The following is a 17,064-nucleotide window of genomic DNA, read 5'->3' as shown; positions in this document are numbered from 1 at the left end:
ACCACATGCCCCGGTTCGCCGGGGCATGTGCGTTTTGGCCGCAGGAAACCGGGATTCCGCGCATTCACCCTTCAACGCACGGGCTGTCCCGGACAGCATATGACCTGACCACGGGGACATAGCAGCATTGCGGTCGCCGATGTTTGCCCGGACCGGCCGCATCGGTGAAAATCGGGGCATCCCCTATTTCTGCGAGCCCCGATGCACCATGACACCGACCTGATCAACATCGTTGCCGTTGGCCTGGGGCTCGCCTTCATACTCGGCGCGCTGGCCAACAAGCTGCGGTTGTCTCCGCTCGTCGGTTATCTGATTGCAGGCATCTGCGTAGGGCCGTTCACCCCGGGCTTCGTTGCCGACCAGGCGCTGGCCAACCAGCTGGCCGAGATCGGCGTGATGCTGCTGATGTTCGGGGTCGGTCTGCACTTCTCGCTCAAAGACCTGATGGAGGTCAAAGCGATCGCCATCCCGGGTGCGATCGGCCAGATCCTGGTCGCCACCCTGCTCGGCTGGGGCCTTGCCGCGTTGATGGGCTGGCCGGTGATCTACGGCGTGGTGTTCGGTTTCTCGCTGGCCACCGCCAGTACCGTGGTGCTGCTGCGCGCGATGGAGGAACGGCGCCTGCTGGAAACCACGCGCGGCAAGATCGCCATCGGCTGGCTGATCGTGGAAGACCTGGCCTGCGTCCTGGCCCTGGTGATGATGCCGGTGCTGGCCGGCGTGTTCGGCCCGGATGCGGCCAATGAAACCCATACCGTCGGCAGCGTGCTGGCCAGCATCGGCTGGACCTTCGTGCAGCTGGGGCTGTTCGTGGCGGTGATGCTGGTAGTCGGGCGCCGGGTGATTCCGTGGATCCTGGAGCGCATCGCCGGGACCGGTTCGCGCGAGCTGTTCACCCTGGCCGTGCTGGCGATCGCGCTGGGCGTGGCGTTCGGCTCGGCCATGCTGTTCGGCGTGTCCTTCGCACTGGGCGCGTTCTTCGCCGGCATGCTGCTCAACGAATCCGAGCTGAGCCACAAGGCCGCCAACGATTCGCTGCCGCTGCGCGACGCCTTCGCGGTGCTGTTCTTCGTCTCGGTCGGCATGCTGTTCAATCCGGCCATCCTGATCGAGCATCCGTGGCAGGTGCTGGCGACCGCCGCGATCATCATGTTCGGCAAATCCGCCGCCGCGTTCGTGATCGTACGGGCCTTCGGCCACCCGACCGGTACCGCGCTGACCATTTCGGCCAGCCTGGCGCAGATCGGCGAATTCGCCTTCATCATCGCCGGCCTCGGCGTGACCCTGAAGATTCTGCCGCCGACAGGCCAGGCGCTGGTGCTGGCCGGTGCGCTGATCTCGATCATGCTCAACCCGCTGGTGTTCGGCCTGCTCGACCGCTGGCTGCTCAAAAACCAGGAAACCGCCCCCACCACCGTGGAGACGGAATTGCCGCCGGGCCCGTCGCTGGATCTGCACGACCACGCCATCGTGATCGGCTACGGCCGCGTCGGCAGCGCGCTGGCGCAGGTCCTGCGCGACCGTGGCGTGCCGGTGATGATCATCGACGACAACAAGGAACACGTCGCCGAAGCGCACGCGGCCGGGCTGCCCGGTATCCGCGGCAGCGCCGCGTCCGACCGCGTACTGGCCGAAGCGCATCCCGAGCGCGCCAAGATCGCCGTGCTGGCGATCCCGCAGCCGCTGGAGGCCGGTGAGACGCTGGCCAAGCTGCGCGCGCTCAACCCCGGCCTGACCCTGCTGGCACGCGCGCACAGCGATGCCGAGGTGAAGCACCTGCTCGCCCACGGTGCCGACGGCACGGTGATGGCCGAGCGCGAACTGGCCTACTCGCTGGCCGAGATGGTGATGTCCACCCCGCCGTACCGCACGATGGGTCAGCAGCACAGCATTCCGGTGGTGTGAGGGCCGCTACGCGACCGGTACGCAGATATCCGCGCGGAGGATGGCCTCGGGCACTTCCTCCGGATCATCCAGGTAGTGGTAATACAGCTCCGCATCGCGCAGGGCGTGGCTACTGTCGGGCAGCCAGTCGCGTAGCAGGGCATCAGTGGCCGCTTCCAGGCCCGCGTAACTGCCCACATGGCGCAGCACGGCATACGTGCCACCGCCCAGCGTCAGCGCACGCAGCGGAGCCGGTAGCGCCTGCGGCGTGCGCCCGAAGCCCATTGCGCAATCGAATACGCAGTCCTGCGCCGGTGCGTCGCGGTGGTCCGTCCGTGCGATGCCGATCAGCTGCTGCAGCTGTTCGACCCAGCCCTGCTCGGCGGCCCAGGTGAAGATCTCGCCGAAGGCCTGATCCAGATCATCGAAGGCCCCTTGCGTGCGTAGCGCGACCACATCGAACGGTTCCAGCGTGGTCACCGTGACCTGCATGGGTACCGTCCCGTCTGCGTGATCGCCGGCCGGCAGTGACAGCCGCTGCTGCCAGTGGCTGCGCAGCGCGGTGTCCTCGCGCAGGCGGGTGGGCGTGGCATCCAGTGCCTGGCGGCAGGCTCGGGCCAGCGCCTGCGGACTTTCGAAGCCGACGTTGAGCGCGACCTCGGTGACGCGGCTGTCGGCCTGGCCGAGCAGCGTCAGTGCCTGCAGCAAGCGCAGGCGGGCCACGGTGCGCCCGGGCGTTTCGCCGGTCAGCGCGCGATACAGGCGATGGAAGTGGAACGGCGATTGGTGCGCGATCGCGGCCAGTGCCTCCAGATCCGGCAAGGGATCACCGGCGCGCAGGCATGTCTGCAGATGGGCGATGACGCGGTCGATACCGTGGCTCTGGCGGATCTGGGCAATGCGGCGCATGGCGGGCTCCCTCTCTAGGTGACGCTCAGCGTGCGCCGTGCCGCGCTCCTGCGCGTGGCCGATCTTGCGCAGTTGCAGGAACGTCCGAGGATGCTGACCCCGCGCATGGCGCCGCGCCAAAACTACCACGGCGGCCGGCCCGCACCGGCCGCCGTGGGTCCTGCCGCTACGCCTTGGCCAACGCCTGCTCCAGATCCGCCAGCAGGTCGTCGATGTGCTCGATGCCGACCGACAAGCGCACCGTGTCTTCGCTGACCCCCGCCTTCTCCAGCTCGGCCGCATCCAACTGCCGGTGCGTGGTCGAGGCGGGATGCGTGGCCAGTGATTTGGCATCGCCCAGGTTCACCAGCCGGGTAAACAACTGCAGCGCGTCCAGAAAACGCGCACCGGCCGCACGCCCACCCGGCAGCCCGAAGGTCAGCACGCCGGAGCCGTGCCCGCGCAGGTACTTCTGCACCAGCGCGTGTTCGGGGTGATCGGGCAACGCGGCGTAGTTGACCCAGGCGACCTTCGCGTGGCCCTGCAGGTGCTTGGCCACGGCCAGGGTGTTCGCGTTGATACGGTCCAGCCGCAGTGCCAGCGTTTCGATGCCCTGCAGGATCAGGAAGGAATTGAACGGTGAGATCGCCGCACCGGTATTGCGCAGCGGCACCACCCGCGCGCGGCCGATGTAGGCGGCCGGCCCGAGTGCCTCGGTGTAGACCACGCCGTGGTAGCTCACGTCCGGCTCGTTCAAGCGGCGGAAGCGCTGCTTGTGCTCGGCCCAGGGGAAGCGCCCGGAATCCACGATCGCCCCGCCCAGGCTGGTGCCATGCCCACCGAGGTACTTGGTCAGCGAATGCACCACGATGTCCGCGCCGAAATCGAACGAGCGCTGCAGGTACGGCGTCGCCACCGTGTTGTCCACGATCAGCGGCACACCATGCGCATGTGCGATCTTCGCCACCGCTTCGATGTCGGTGATGTTGCCGCGCGGGTTGCCGATGGACTCGACGAACACCGCCTTGGTGCGGTCATCGATCAGCGCGCCGAACGCCTGCGGATCGCGATAGTCGGCAAAGCGCGTCTCGATCCCGAACTGCGGCAGCGTGTGCGCGAACAGGTTGTAGGTGCCGCCGTACAGCGCACTGGCCGAGACAATGTTGTCGCCGGCCTCGGCGATGGTCTGGATCGCGTAGGTGATCGCGGCCTGGCCCGAGGCCAGTGCGAGCGCGCCGATGCCGCCCTCGAGCGCGGCGATGCGCTGCTCCAGCACATCGGTGGTCGGGTTCATGATGCGGGTGTAGATGTTGCCCGGCACCTTCAGGTCGAACAGGTCCGCGCCATGCTGGGTGTCATCGAAGGCGTAGGCCACGGTCTGGTAGATCGGCACCGCCACCGCGCGGGTGGTGGGATCGGGCCGGTAACCGCCATGCACCGCGATGGTCTCCGCGCGCCACTGTGATTCGGGACTGCCGTGTTCGGACATATCGCATCGTCTCCAGGTGAATGCCGACGATACCGAACAAAAAACCCCCGCCGAAGCGGGGGTTCATGCCAAACATGCATGGTGTGAGGCCCAACGGTTATCAGGCCGCCGGTGCGCGCAGGGCTCAGCCCTTCACGAACACCAGCTTGCCCTCGGCCGCATCGACCCGGATCACATCGCCGTTGAGGAACTCGCCGGAGAGGATCTTCTGCGCCAGCGGGTTCTCCAGCTGCGACTGGATCGCACGCTTGAGCGGGCGGGCGCCGTAGACCGGATCGAAGCCGACGTTGCCCAGCAGTTGGAAGGCGTCGTCGCTGACCTCGATGCGCAGGCCACGCTCGGCCAGGCGCTTCTCCAGGCCCTGCATCTGGATGCGGGCGATCTGCTTGATCTGCACCTTGTCCAGCGGATGGAACACGACGATGTCGTCCAGGCGGTTGATGAATTCCGGGCGGAAATGCGCCTGCACCACGCCCATCACCGCCGCCTTCATCTGCATGTAGGCCTCCGGGCTGTCATCACTGCTCATGTCCTGGATCTGGTGCGAGCCCAGGTTGGAGGTCATCACGATGACAGTGTTGCGGAAGTCCACCGTGCGGCCCTGGCCATCGGTCAGGCGGCCGTCGTCGAGCACCTGCAGCAGGATGTTGAACACGTCCGGATGCGCCTTCTCCACTTCGTCCAGCAGGATCAGCGAGTACGGGCGACGGCGCACCGCCTCGGTCAGGTAGCCACCTTCTTCGTAGCCTACATAGCCCGGAGGCGCACCGATCAGGCGCGCGACGCTGTGCTTCTCCATGAACTCGCTCATGTCGATGCGGATCATCGCGTCGCTGCTGTCGAACAGGAATTCGGCCAGCGCCTTGCACAGTTCGGTCTTGCCCACGCCGGTCGGACCCAGGAACAGGAACGAGCCGCTCGGGCGATCCGGATCGGACAGGCCCGCACGCGAGCGCCGCACCGCATCGGACACCACCTTGATCGCCTCTTCCTGGCCCACCACGCGGTTGTGCAGCATGTCTTCCATGCGCAGCAGTTTGTCGCGCTCACCTTCCAGCATGCGGTTGACCGGGATGCCGGTCCAACGCGAGACCACCTCGGCGATCTCTTCGGCGGTGACCCGATCCTGCACCAGCTTGAACTCGCTGGTTTCCACTTCCTGCGCGGCCGCCAGCTGCTTTTCCAGCTGCGGCAGCTGCCCGTACTGGATCTCGCTCATGCGGCCGAAATCCTGGCGGCGCTGGGCCGATTCCAGCTCCAGCTTGGCCTGTTCGATCTGTTCCTTGATCCGGGTCGCGCCCTGCAGCGTTGCCTTCTCCGACTTCCAGATTTCGTTGAGATCGGAGAACTCGCGCTCCAGCGCATCGATGTCATTCTCAAGATCGGCCAGGCGCTGCCGCGAGGCATCGTCCTTTTCCTTCTTGAGCATTTCACGCTGGATCTTGAGCTGGATCAGGCGCCGCTCCAGGCGGTCCAGTTCCTCCGGCTTGGAGTCGATCTCCATGCGGATGCGCGAGGCAGCCTCGTCCATCAGGTCGATGGCCTTGTCGGGCAGCTGCCGGTCGGCGATGTAACGGTGCGACAGCGTGGCCGCCGCGACGATCGCCGGGTCAGTGATTTCCACACCATGGTGCACGGCGTACTTTTCCTTGAGCCCGCGCAGGATCGCGATGGTGTCTTCCACGCTCGGCTCGCCCACCAGCACCTTCTGGAAGCGGCGCTCCAGCGCAGCGTCCTTTTCGATGTACTTGCGGTATTCGTCCAGGGTGGTCGCACCGACGCAGTGCAGTTCACCGCGGGCGAGCGCCGGCTTGAGCATGTTGCCGGCATCCATCGCGCCATCGGCCTTGCCCGCACCGACCATGGTGTGCAGCTCGTCGATGAACAGGATCACCTGCCCTTCGCTCTTGGCCAGGTCGTTGAGCACGCCCTTCAGGCGCTCTTCGAACTCACCGCGGAACTTGGCGCCGGCGATCAGCGCGCCCATGTCCAGCGAGAGCACGCGCTTGCCACGCAGGCCTTCGGGCACTTCGTCGTTGATGATGCGCTGGGCCAGGCCTTCGACGATGGCGGTCTTGCCCACGCCGGGTTCGCCGATCAGCACCGGGTTGTTCTTGGTGCGGCGCTGCAGGACCTGGATGGTGCGACGGATCTCCTCATCGCGGCCGATCACCGGATCCAGCTTGCCGCTCTCGGCCCGCGCGGTCAGGTCGATGGTGTACTTCTCCAGCGCCTGGCGCTGGTCTTCGGCGTTTTCCGACTGCACGGTCTCGCCGCCGCGCACCTTGTCGATGGCGGTCTCGATCTTCTTCCTGTCGGCACCGGCGGCGCGCAGCGCCATGCCCAGGGTGCCGCCATCGTCCACCGCGGCCAGCACGAACCACTCGCTGGCGATGAAGGCATCGCCGTGCTGCTGGGCCAGCTTGTCGGTGTTGTTGAGCAGCCGGTTCAGATCGTTGCCGATCGACAGGTTGCCTTCCTGCCCGGAGACCTTGGGCAGGGCCTCCAGGATTTCATTCAAGCGTTCGCGCAATACCGGCACGTTGACACCGGCCTGGGCCAGCAGCGGGCGCGTGCTGCCGCCCTGCTGGTCCAGCAGGGCGCTGAACACATGTACCGGTTCGATGATGTTGTGGTCGCGGCCCACGGCCAGCGACTGCGCGTCGGCCAGCGCCTGCTGGAAACGCGAGGTGAGCTTGTCCATCCGCATGTTCTTGTCCTCGATGTAAACGGGGCTGGCCGTGCCAGCACTGTCCCTGAGATGCGGTTACGCGCGCGTGTTTCAAGGGTGGATGAGATGCCGATTCAGGCGTGGTCAGGCCGTCGGAGGCCTGCCCAGCAGGGGCGGCTCGGCCGGACGCGGCAGCAGGCAGCCGATGCCGCCAGGCAGGTCTAGAAACACCTCATAGCCGCCGGTGACGCCATAGCCGATCCGCCAGGACGAGGGAAACAGATCCGGGGGCTGGAAGGCGATATCCACCGGAATGTGGGTCACGGTGTCGGTCAGCTGCAGAGGGGTATTGGCCTGGGCGTACTCGATGTCCTCCGCCCCGCGGGTGGTGATGACGTTCTTGCGCTGGATCGCGGCAGCGGGCACCGACGAGCGTGGCGCGCCGCGCATCTGGAAGGCTCCGTTGAAGCCAGTATCGACCAGCATCAGGTTGTTGTCCTGGCCGCGGATGGGAAAGCGCTGTTGCTGGAACGGTCCCCACAGCGACGAGGTCACTGCCATCCGGCGCGTGCACGCGGCCGGCGACTGTGCCCCCAGCAGGGTCAGCGTTTCACGCGAGAGCGTGATCCGCCCCAGCGCACGCAGTACGTCCAGCCCGATCAGGTTGAGCTCGCGCGTGGGTTCGCTGTTGAACGACACATCACCCACCCGCTGCCCACCCAACTCGATATCGATCGGTGCCACCAGGCCCGCCTGCTGGATATCGCCCTCGAGGATGCGCGACACCACGAAGTTCTCCGTCACCGCCAAACCAAGCGAGTCGGCCAGCCCGCGGCTGATATGCGAGCGCGGGGCACCCGTATCGACGATGAAGGCCGCCTCGTGGGCGACCGGCGCGCCATCGCGCGTGCCGTGCAGGGTGAGCGTCACCGAGGGCAGCTCATTGCTGAACTGGATCGGCACCGCCACGTCCTGCGCCCGCTCGGCTGCGGGCAGCGCGCTGCGCGGCCAGGTGGTGAAGGACGCGAATGCCGGCCGGGTGACATCGGGTACTTCATCGCCGGCCCTGAGCATCGGCACGATGGTGCGCTGGTAGTCCTCGCGCACGCGCAACATCAGGCTCGCCCATCCGGCGATATCGCCCTCGATCAGCGCATTGCCCGCGAGGGTGGACTCGCACAGGAACGCCAGACCCTGCAATGCGGGTGGGGCATCCCGGGTTTCCTCCAGGCACTGGCGTGCTGCACGGTTGGAAGCGGCCAGTTCACCACGGACGCGGTGGTACCCGGCCGCGCCCAGGTGACGCCGCGGACCGGGTGCGCCGCTCATGTCGCGCAGCGTGGTCAGCTCCGCGCGCAGCACCGCGTCGCTGTAGCCGAACCCATCGTGCAGCGCCACCGGATCGGCCGCTACCGTGGCCGGCATCACCGCTACGCACATGCCCAGCACCCATCTCCGCATCGCGTACTCCCGTCTGCATCCCCGCTCGACCCTAGCACGGGAACCACGCTGCACTCACGCCTGCTTTCGACAGCGCGGGTCATGCTGAAGGCCGATTCGGCACGGAGTGGCGGCATGCATTACGAACTGTATTACTGGACCGGCATCCAGGGTCGCGGCGAGTTTGTCCGCCTCGCGCTTGAGGATGCCGGCGCCGGCTACACCGACATGGCGCGCGTGCACGGCGATGCCGTGATGCAGCCGTACCTGGACGGCAAGGTCGAGGGTCTGCAGCCGTTCGCTCCGCCCTTTCTACGCACGGGCAAGCAGGTCATCGCCCAGGTCGGCGCGATCCTGGATCATCTGGGACCGACGCTCGGCCTGGTGCCCGACGCCAGCTCACGGCGGCAGCAGGCACTCCAGCTGCAATTGACCATCGCCGATCTGGTCGCCGAGGTGCACGACACCCATCACCCCATCGCTGCGTCGAAGTACTACGAGGATCAGAAGCACGAAGCCAAGGCGCGCGCCGCGTCGATGCGCGGCGAGCGCATGCCCAAGTTCCTGACGTATTTCGAAAGCGTGCTCAAGCACAATGGCGGGCGGCATCCGCTGCGTGAGCATTCCTACGTGGATCTGTCGCTGTTCCAGCTGCTGAGCGGGCTGGACTACATGTTCCCGCGCCGCATGCAGGCGCTGTGGCCCACGCTGCCGCAACTGCGTGCTTTGAAGGACCGCGTGGAGACCCGGCCCAACATCGCCGCGTACCTCGCTTCCGAACGGCGTCTGCCGTTCAACACCAACGGCATCTTCCGGCATTACCCGGAGCTGGATGGCGAGCAATGATGCCTCGCCGGCGGCCGCGACGCGTGCAGCGGTAGCTCACGACCGTTGGTCGTGAGCACGTAGTGCCGGCCGCTGGCCGGCTCCGCAGCAGAACGGCCCATTCGGCAGCTCACGACCGTGGGTCGTGAGCGCAAGGAAAAGCAGCCGGCCAGCGGCCGGCACTACCGGGGCGTTACGCACGCTCCGCAGGCTGCTTCTGCAGCGAGAGCAGCGCCAGCAACCCGGCCAGCGCCACATACGCGCCGGTGAACTGCCAGCTGATGATCTTCGGCAGTCCTTCCAGCTGCCACGGCAGGTAGATGCCACCGCGCGGGTCCACCGAGTGGATCAGGCCGAACAGCGTCAGCGCCGCAGCCACCAGCAGGAACCCGGAGGCGCGCAGCAGCTTCCCGTCGATCATCGCCACCACAGCGGCGATCCACAGCATCGAGGTGATGATGAAGCCATTGCCCAGGGTGAAGATCACCGCCAGCTCCGGCAGGCCATGCCCGTCCAGGGTGGTGGTCATCGCTGCCAGCTGTTCCGGTGCGATCCAGCCCGGCGCCTTGATCGCCAGCAGGTAGGCCACCGAGGGCAGGAAACCGAGCACCATCGCGCCGGCATGTTCGCGCGGCGTGGCCTGGAAGGCCTGGGTGGTGATGTCGATCGCCACGTACACGATGATCGGGGCCAGCACGGCCAGCGGCAGCCACTGCACCAGCCCCGAAATCACGCCCAGCATGCCGCCGATGCCGACGAACAGGCCGGTCAGCAGCGTGTAACCGCTGCGCGCGCCCATGTGCTTGTAGGCGGGCTGGCCGATGTACGGTGTGGTCTGCGCCACACCGCCGCAGAAGCCGGCCACCAGCGTGGCGATGGCTTCCACCAGCAGGATGTCGCGGGTGCGGTAATCGTCACCGGCCGCGCGCGCGCTCTCGGAGACGTTGATGCCGCCCACCACCATCAGCAGGCCGAACGGCAGCAGCAGCGGCAGGTAGGTGATCGCGGTCGGCAGGCCATCGATGAAGCCCAGCGTCGGCCACGGCAGCACCACCTGCGGCGGCACCCACTCGGGCACCTTGAAGCCCGGTGCACCCAGCCCGGCAAGCCCGAGGCCGTAATACAGGATCGTGCCGAACACGAACGCGACCAGCACGCCGGGCGCGCGGATCGGCAGCTTGCGCTTGGCGATCAGCACGTACAGCAGCAGGCCCAGCGTGACGAACCCGACGATCGGCGAGCGCAGCGTTTCCAGCAGCGGCAGGAAGCCCATCAGCACGATCGCGATACCGGCGATGGAGCCCAGCAGCGAGGCACGCGGCAGCGCGCGGGTGACCGCTTCGCCGAAGAACGAGAGGATCACCTTCAGCACGCCCATGATCACCAGCGAGGCCATGCCCAGCTGCCAGGTGGCGATGGCCGCATCGTGCGGTGCCAGGCCCTGTCCCTTGAAGGCGAGGAAGGCCGGGCCGAGCACCAGCAGCGCCATGCCGATGCTGGTGGGCGCATCCAGGCCGAGCGGCATCGCGGTGACATCGTCACGACCGGTGCGCGCGGCCAGGCGTCGGGCCATCCAGGTGTAGAGCACGTTGCCGACCAGCACGCCGAAGGCGGTGCCCGGGAACATGCGGCCGAAGACCACATCGGCCGGGAACTGGAAGATGCCGACCAGTGCCATCGCGATGAAGCCGAGGATCGACAGGTTGTCGACCACCAGGCCGAAGAAGCCGTTGAGATCGCCGGCAACGAACCAGCGGGGACGTCCGGAGCGGACGGGAGCAGTGGCGGACATGCGCAGGGCGGCCGTGGGGAGGGGGTAGCCGATGGTAGGGCCTCCCCGCCCCCAGTAACAGGCGCATGAATGGAACACCGGGAGACGCCCGCCGACGGGGGACGCGGCACTACCGGACCGCGTGGGGATCAGGGCTTGTTGAGGAAGTTGTTCGCCAGCAGGTCCCGCACATCCCCGACCCGCCCGCTCAGCAGCGCCTTGGCGGCGTACAGGGCAGTACCGGCCACCTGCTTGGCCTCCACCTGCGGCGGCATCACCAGTTCGGTCGGGCTGGTGTGCACGTCCAGCAGCGCCGGGCCGGGATGGGCCAGGATGTCCTGCACGGCCTGCTCCAGGTCGTCCGAGCGGGTGACCGTGCGCCCGTAGAAACCAATCACTTCGGCCAGCCGGCCGAAATCGGGGTTCTTCAGATCGGTGTAGTTGTCCAGCAGGCCTTCGACCTTCTGCTCCAGCTCCACGAAGTTCAGCGAGCTGTTGTTGTAGACCACCACCTTGATCGGCAGGTTTTCCTGCACGGCGGTGAGCAGGTCGCCGAGCAGCATCGCCAGGCCGCCGTCACCGGACAGCGAGATCACCTGTCGGCCCGGATAGGCCTTCTGCAGGCCCAGCGCCTGCGGCATCGCGTTGGCCATCGTGCCGTGCAGCAGGCTGGTCAGCGTGCGGCGGCGGCCGTTGACGCGGATATGGCGCAGGATCCAGACCATCGGCGAGCCGCCGTCGGCAGTGAACAGCGCATCATCGGCGGCATGGCGGTCGATCAGCGCGGTCAGGTGCTGCGGGTGGATCAGCTCGCCCTCGCCCGGCTGTTCTTCCTTGGCCCGCGTGGCCAGCGCCTTCTCCCGGTGCTGCAGGCATTCGTCCAGGAAGCTGCGGTCCTCGCGCTCGGGCAGCAACGGCAGCAGCGCCTCCAGGGTCGGGCCGATGTCACCGACCACGCCAAGGTTCACGGGATGCCGGCGGCCAAGATGGCTGCCATCGCGATCCACCTGGATCAACGTGGCCTTGTCCGGGTAGTACTGGCCCCACGCGAAGTCCGCGCCGAGCAGCAGCAGCGTGTCGCAGGCCATCAGCGTGTGATACCCGGACTCGATGCCGAAGATGCCGGTCATGCCCATGTTGTACGGGTTGTCGTACTCCACGAAATCCTTCGCGCGCGAGGTATGCGCGATCGGCGCCTTGAGCCGGGCCCCGAGGGCGACCAGCGCATCGTGCGCATGCTCGCAGCCGGCGCCGGCATAGATGCCGATCCGCTTGCCCTCGCCGATCAGCGCCGCGATGCGCTGCAGTTCGTCGTCCGAGGGTCGCAGCACCGGCTGGGTGTAGTGCACCGAGAACGGCGCATCGTGCTTGACCTCGGCTTCGCTGATGTCGGCGGGCAGTATCACCACCGCCACCCCGCGGCGGCTGATGGCGGCCTGGCAGGCAAGGGTCACTACGCGGCGCGCCTGTTCTGCGCTCTGTACCTGTTCGCAGAACACGCTGCAGCTGCCGTACACCGCCTTGAAATCGACTTCCTGCGGGAACTCCATGCCCAGCTCGGCGGTGACCACCTGGCTGGCGATCAACACCATCGGCGCGCGGTTGCGGTTGGTCTCGAACACGCCGTTGATGAAGTGCAGGCCACCGGGACCGCACGAGCCGGCGCAGGCGGTGAGCTGCCCGCTGATCAACGACTCGGCACCGGCGGCGAACGCGGCCACTTCCTCATGCCGCATGTGCACCCACTCGATCTCGCTGTGGTGGATGGCATCGGTGACGTAGTTGAGGGTATCGCCGACGATGCCGTAACAGTGACGGACACCGGCGGCCTGCAGGGTTTCAACCACGATCTCGGCAACGCGCTTGCTCATGACATGCTTCCACGACGAGGGGGAAGGGTCAGCGTAGTCCCGGGCAAGTGACACTCATGTGGGTTTACCCGTGGCAGCGCCCGATCACGGCTGCGTGTTCACCCAGCCCACCACCGCGCCCCGTGTGGGATTGTCATAACGCACCTGCACCCAGCCATCGCGCTCATCCAGCAGTTCCACGCGGTCATCGCGCACCAGATACCGCTTGGTCGTGGCATCACCGGGCCGGCTGTACAGGGGCAGCCGCGCCACCATCACATGACCGGAAATGCGCAGCAGTGGCACGCCGGCACGCGGCGTCTCCAGGCCATCGCCGATGGCGGTCTCCAGCACGTTGCCGTCAGGATCAAAGGTGCTCCAGACCGCCAGCGGACCGCTGTCGGCGGTCTGCTTGATGAACACGTAAGGCTCGAGCACGTCGTCGAGCATCAGCAGGCGCTCGGCACGGTACAGGTACAGGCGCGCACCGTCGTAGCGGTACTGGTCCACGTACCACATCGGACCGCTGCGGCAACTGCTGCTCAGGGTGCGGTTGTCTTCGTCCACGGTCAGACCCATCAGGTCACCGCATTGCGCGCGGTCGTTCGGGATGGGCGCCAGCGCAACCAGTTCCTGTCGCGCTGGAACGTAGCGGTAGACCGCGACCGCTTCGTTGACCATGCCGACCGAGGCACGTGCCACCAGCTCCGGATGGCCATCGAAATCGACGTCCTCGGCGGACAGGCGTGCGTTGCCGTCCGCGTCGGTCACCCCGGGCAGCACCTGACGCTTGCCCGACGGTGCCAGTACGACGGAAATACCGCCGTCGTCCTGCAGCGTCGCCTGCACCTGCACGCCGGCAGCCACCTCGAGCTGAAGCCGGGCCGGGGCGGCAGCCTGCGCGTGCGCGCACGTCACCGCCAGGCCCATCAACAGCGCGGCCAGCATCGCATCCCTGTGTTTCATCATCACTCCGTGCAGCGCCACCGCGGCGCCCTGGCTCAGAACGATACTTCAACCGCCTGCTGTGCCCACAGCACCGACTGGTGCCCGGTGGCCTGTTTCCATGCCAGGCGGATCGCTTCGATGTCGGCGCGGCGCTGCGGGGTGTTCTCGTGCAGGACCACCAGCACCTTGGTGCGCAGGCGGTTTGGCTCGGGCGCACCGCGGAACAGCCACTGGCCGTAGGCGTCGAACACGGTCAGGCCGTCCGGGAAGCGCGGGGTCACTTGCTTGTCGAGGAAGGCGCGCCACTGCGCGTCGGTGATGCCTTCGGTCTGCGGCCGATCGGCCACGCCGGTTTCTTCCCCCACCCCGAAATAGAGCTCGCTGCGGACCCAGCCGGCCGCCGCATCCGGGCGCGCCGCATCGCCCTGCAGGGTGGCCGTGGCGGTGGCGGGCGGGGTCGGCTTGGCAGCCGGGGCGGCGGTGGCACAGCCGCTGGTGGCCAGGACCAGGGCAAACACAATGGCGCGGAACGACATGGACAACTCTCCGGAAACACGGGGACAGGCAGGGGAAGGAGCGTGCCGGACATCCGGGTCCGGCGCAGATCGCCAACGGCTATCTGCTGATAACCACCGCGATGGGACTTGCGTCACACGGGGCGATCACGCGAAGATAATATATCGCTTCATCCGGATGGATTGGTAGTACCGACCACTGGTCGGCAACGCCGGTCCCCCCTCCCCCGTCCCTCCCCCTCGTCGTCCTGCTGGAGTCCGCATGTCCCGTCCGTCCGCGTCCCGCCTTGGCCTTGCCATCGCGCTCGTCCTCTCCTCCCCCCTGCTGGCCCAGGACGTACTTGCGCAGGACGCGCCGAACACTGCCAAAACGCTGGACACCGTGATCGTCACCGGCACCCGCGCCGTCGACCGGACCGTGCTGGAATCGACCTCGCCGGTAGACGTGCTCACCGCCGAGGACATCCGCAAGGCCGGCGTGGTCAATGGCGAACTGGGCAGCGCGCTGCAGGCGCTGCTGCCCTCGTTCAACTTCCCGCGCCAGTCCAACTCCGGCGGTGCCGACCACATCCGTGCCGCCCAGCTGCGCGGGCTCTCGCCCGACCAGGTGCTGGTGCTGGTCAATGGCAAGCGCCGCCACAGCAGTGCGCTGGTCAACACCGACAGCAAGATCGGCAAGGGCACCACCCCGGTCGATTTCAACGCGATCCCGGTCAGCGCGATCAAGCGCATCGAGGTGCTGCGCGATGGCGCCGGCGCGCTGTACGGCTCCGATGCGGTGGCCGGCGTGATCAACGTGATCCTGGATGACGCCCCGGAAGGTGGCGCGTTCGAAGCCAGCTTCGGCGCCAACCACACCGATCTCAAGCCGATCGACCGCACCCTCACCGATGGCCAGACCAGCTACGCCAGCGCCAAGGTCGGTACCGCACTGGGCGACGACGGCGGCTTCCTGCGCGTCGGCCTGGAGCTGAAGAACCACGAGGGCACCAACCGCGCCGGCTTCGATCAGATCCCGCCGTGGGACCAGAGCGATACCAACCTTGCGCTGCAGGGCAAGCGCAACTACGTGCTCGGCGACGGCAAGACCAAGGATCTCAACGCCTGGTACAACGCGCAGCTGCCGTTCGGTGAAACCTCCACGTTCTACAGCTTCGCCACCTTCAACCAGCGCGACAGCGAAGGCGCGAACTACTTCCGCTATCCAGACAGCGATGCCAACTGGGCCCAGGTCTACCCCAACGGCTACCGCCCGATCTCCGAAGGCGAAAACCGCGACGTACAGGCCGTGGCCGGTGCGAAGGGCCAGTGGGGCGAGTGGAACTACGATGCCAGCCTGGATTACGGCATCAACACGTTCACCTACCGCCTGCGCAACTCGATCAACGCCTCGCTGGGCCCGACCAGCCCGACCCGGTTCAAGACCGGCGACTACCGCAATGAACTGACCGTCGCGAATGTCGATCTGGGCCGCGTGTTCTCGCAGGGCGACAGCATCACCCACAGCCTGGGCCTGGGCCTGGAAGCGCGCCGCGACCATTACCAAACCCGCCCCGGTGACCCGAGCAGCTATGCCGCGGGCCCGTTCACGGATCGCCCGACCGGCTCGCAGGCCGGTGGTGGCCTGACTCCGCAGGACGCCACCTCGCTGTCGCGCGATGTGGCCAGCGCCTATGTCAGCCTGTCCAGCCAGTTCGGCGAGCATTTCTCCAGCGATCTGGCGGCGCGCTACGAGCACAGCGACGACTTCGGCGGTGAGCTCACCGGCAAGCTGGGCCTGCGCTACGAATTCACCCCGGCCTTCGCGCTGCGCGGTGCGATCTCCAACAACTTCCGCGCGCCGTCGCTGGCGCAGATCGGCTACGAGTCGACCTCCACCGGCTACAACGCGGCCGGCCAACTGGTGCAGGGCCGCGTGCTGTCGGTCAACAATCCGATCGCGCGTGGCCTGGGCGCCACCGATCTGAAGCCGGAGAAGTCGCTCAACACCAGCCTGGGCTTCACCAGCCGCATCGGCGACCACTTCGATGTCTCGCTGGACTTCTTCCAGATCGACATCGATGACCGCATCGCGCTGTCGGAGAGCATCACCGGTGATGCGTTGACCGACTACGTGCAGCAGCAGTTCGGGGTGGCCGGCCTGCAGAGCGCCAGCTTCTTCGTCAACGCCGCCGATACCCGTACCCGCGGTGCGGAACTGGTGAGCAACTGGCGGCAGTCGCTGGGTGGCGGCGAACTGGTGCTGACCGGCACCTATGCCTATACCAAGACCACGCTGAAGAACGTGCTCGCCACGCCGCCGGGCCTGCTCGCGCTGGATCCGGACTACGTGCTGTTCGGCGTGGAAGAAACCAATACGCTGACCGATGCCACGCCGCGCACCCGCGCCGCGCTCGCCGCCAGCTGGGCCGACGATCATTGGTCGCTGACCAGCCGTCTGAGCCGGTATGGCAGCGTGACCCGCGTGTTCAACTTCGGCGATGGCTACATCCCCCGCCAGACCTACGGCGCCGAGTGGCAGCTGGATGCCGAAGTGGAATACAAGATCACCCCGCAGTGGAGCGTGGCGGTGGGTGGGCAGAACCTGACCGACAACTACTCGGATCTGTCCAACGACGACATCTACTACTTCGGCAACCTGCCGTACGACGTGCTGTCACCGATCGGCAGCAATGGTGCGTATTACTACGGGCGCGTGCGCTATACGTTCTGACGGGGGAGCAGCCGGCCAGCGGCCGGTATCACGGCGTGGATGTGGTCATCATTAACCTGGTAATCACATC

General features: G+C 66.9%; 11 protein-coding genes. 3 read left to right on the top strand and 8 right to left on the bottom strand.

Annotation, left to right across the window (positions count from 1 at the left end):
* The first annotated feature begins 201 nt into the window (after positions 1 to 201).
* Positions 202 to 1,905, top strand: a complete 1,704-nt coding sequence (gene ybaL / locus K4043_RS09495) for a YbaL family putative K(+) efflux transporter (protein ID WP_123730382.1) — start codon at positions 202 to 204, stop codon at positions 1,903 to 1,905.
* A 6-nt stretch (positions 1,906 to 1,911) separates the two neighbouring features.
* Here ybaL and K4043_RS09490 read toward each other — a convergent pair whose 3' ends face one another.
* The 4 genes from K4043_RS09490 to K4043_RS09475 form a co-directional block, all read right to left on the bottom strand.
* Positions 1,912 to 2,793 (bottom strand): AraC family transcriptional regulator, encoded by an 882-nt coding sequence (locus tag K4043_RS09490; RefSeq protein WP_265309122.1) that lies wholly within the window; start codon positions 2,791 to 2,793, stop codon positions 1,912 to 1,914.
* Between the two features lie 166 nt (positions 2,794 to 2,959).
* Positions 2,960 to 4,261, bottom strand: coding sequence for an aminotransferase class I/II-fold pyridoxal phosphate-dependent enzyme (locus K4043_RS09485; protein ID WP_152151874.1), 1,302 nt, complete (start codon positions 4,259 to 4,261; stop codon positions 2,960 to 2,962).
* Between the two features lie 124 nt (positions 4,262 to 4,385).
* Positions 4,386 to 6,971: an ATP-dependent chaperone ClpB gene (clpB, locus tag K4043_RS09480; RefSeq protein ID WP_123730379.1), complete on the bottom strand. Its 2,586-nt coding sequence runs from the start codon at positions 6,969 to 6,971 to the stop codon at positions 4,386 to 4,388.
* A gap of 105 nt (positions 6,972 to 7,076) precedes the next feature.
* Complete coding sequence (locus K4043_RS09475; protein ID WP_265309119.1) at positions 7,077 to 8,393, bottom strand: retropepsin-like aspartic protease; 1,317 nt, start codon at positions 8,391 to 8,393, stop codon at positions 7,077 to 7,079.
* A gap of 114 nt (positions 8,394 to 8,507) precedes the next feature.
* Between K4043_RS09475 and K4043_RS09470 the strand changes: the two genes are divergently transcribed.
* On the top strand, positions 8,508 to 9,218 hold the full coding sequence (locus K4043_RS09470; protein WP_265309117.1) for a glutathione S-transferase: 711 nt from the start codon (positions 8,508 to 8,510) through the stop codon (positions 9,216 to 9,218).
* A gap of 172 nt (positions 9,219 to 9,390) precedes the next feature.
* Here K4043_RS09470 and K4043_RS09465 read toward each other — a convergent pair whose 3' ends face one another.
* The 4 genes from K4043_RS09465 to K4043_RS09450 all read right to left on the bottom strand — a co-directional run bounded on the left by K4043_RS09465 (position 9,391) and on the right by K4043_RS09450 (position 14,302).
* On the bottom strand, positions 9,391 to 10,989 hold the full coding sequence (locus K4043_RS09465) for a hypothetical protein (protein ID WP_265309116.1): 1,599 nt from the start codon (positions 10,987 to 10,989) through the stop codon (positions 9,391 to 9,393).
* 128 nt (positions 10,990 to 11,117) lie between these two features.
* The gene (locus K4043_RS09460) at positions 11,118 to 12,839 is read right to left on the bottom strand and encodes a thiamine pyrophosphate-dependent enzyme (RefSeq protein ID WP_265309115.1); all 1,722 of its coding nucleotides are present in this window, start codon (positions 12,837 to 12,839) and stop codon (positions 11,118 to 11,120) included.
* Positions 12,840 to 12,923: 84 nt separating this feature from the next.
* Entirely contained in the window at positions 12,924 to 13,784 is an 861-nt protein-coding gene (locus K4043_RS09455; RefSeq protein WP_265309114.1) for an SH3 domain-containing protein, read from the bottom strand.
* Positions 13,785 to 13,819: 35 nt separating this feature from the next.
* Positions 13,820 to 14,302, bottom strand: coding sequence for a DUF3574 domain-containing protein (locus tag K4043_RS09450; protein WP_184997222.1), 483 nt, complete (start codon positions 14,300 to 14,302; stop codon positions 13,820 to 13,822).
* A gap of 241 nt (positions 14,303 to 14,543) precedes the next feature.
* Here K4043_RS09450 and K4043_RS09445 point away from each other — a divergent pair, with 241 nt between their 5' ends.
* Entirely contained in the window at positions 14,544 to 16,994 is a 2,451-nt protein-coding gene (locus K4043_RS09445; protein WP_265309112.1) for a TonB-dependent receptor, read from the top strand.
* The last annotated feature ends 70 nt before the right edge of the window (positions 16,995 to 17,064 follow it).

This window comes from Stenotrophomonas sp. SRS1 (genome assembly GCF_026130205.1).
Taxonomy (GTDB): domain Bacteria; phylum Pseudomonadota; class Gammaproteobacteria; order Xanthomonadales; family Xanthomonadaceae; genus Stenotrophomonas; species Stenotrophomonas rhizophila_B.
The sequence above is the reverse complement of the archived record's forward strand: the minus strand, read 5'-3'. Positions and strand labels throughout refer to the sequence as shown.

What these genes read in the sequence shown, in the direction of transcription:
- ybaL (WP_123730382.1), top strand. Translation starts at nt 202, where the DNA reads ATGCACCATGACACCGACCTGATCAACATCGTTGCCGTTGGCCTGGGG.
- K4043_RS09490 (WP_265309122.1), bottom strand. Translation starts at nt 2,793, where the DNA reads ATGCGCCGCATTGCCCAGATCCGCCAGAGCCACGGTATCGACCGCGTC.
- K4043_RS09485 (WP_152151874.1), bottom strand. Translation starts at nt 4,261, where the DNA reads ATGTCCGAACACGGCAGTCCCGAATCACAGTGGCGCGCGGAGACCATC.
- clpB (WP_123730379.1), bottom strand. Translation starts at nt 6,971, where the DNA reads ATGCGGATGGACAAGCTCACCTCGCGTTTCCAGCAGGCGCTGGCCGAC.
- K4043_RS09475 (WP_265309119.1), bottom strand. Translation starts at nt 8,393, where the DNA reads ATGCGGAGATGGGTGCTGGGCATGTGCGTAGCGGTGATGCCGGCCACG.
- K4043_RS09470 (WP_265309117.1), top strand. Translation starts at nt 8,508, where the DNA reads ATGCATTACGAACTGTATTACTGGACCGGCATCCAGGGTCGCGGCGAG.
- K4043_RS09465 (WP_265309116.1), bottom strand. Translation starts at nt 10,989, where the DNA reads ATGTCCGCCACTGCTCCCGTCCGCTCCGGACGTCCCCGCTGGTTCGTT.
- K4043_RS09460 (WP_265309115.1), bottom strand. Translation starts at nt 12,839, where the DNA reads ATGAGCAAGCGCGTTGCCGAGATCGTGGTTGAAACCCTGCAGGCCGCC.
- K4043_RS09455 (WP_265309114.1), bottom strand. Translation starts at nt 13,784, where the DNA reads ATGAAACACAGGGATGCGATGCTGGCCGCGCTGTTGATGGGCCTGGCG.
- K4043_RS09450 (WP_184997222.1), bottom strand. Translation starts at nt 14,302, where the DNA reads ATGTCGTTCCGCGCCATTGTGTTTGCCCTGGTCCTGGCCACCAGCGGC.
- K4043_RS09445 (WP_265309112.1), top strand. Translation starts at nt 14,544, where the DNA reads ATGTCCCGTCCGTCCGCGTCCCGCCTTGGCCTTGCCATCGCGCTCGTC.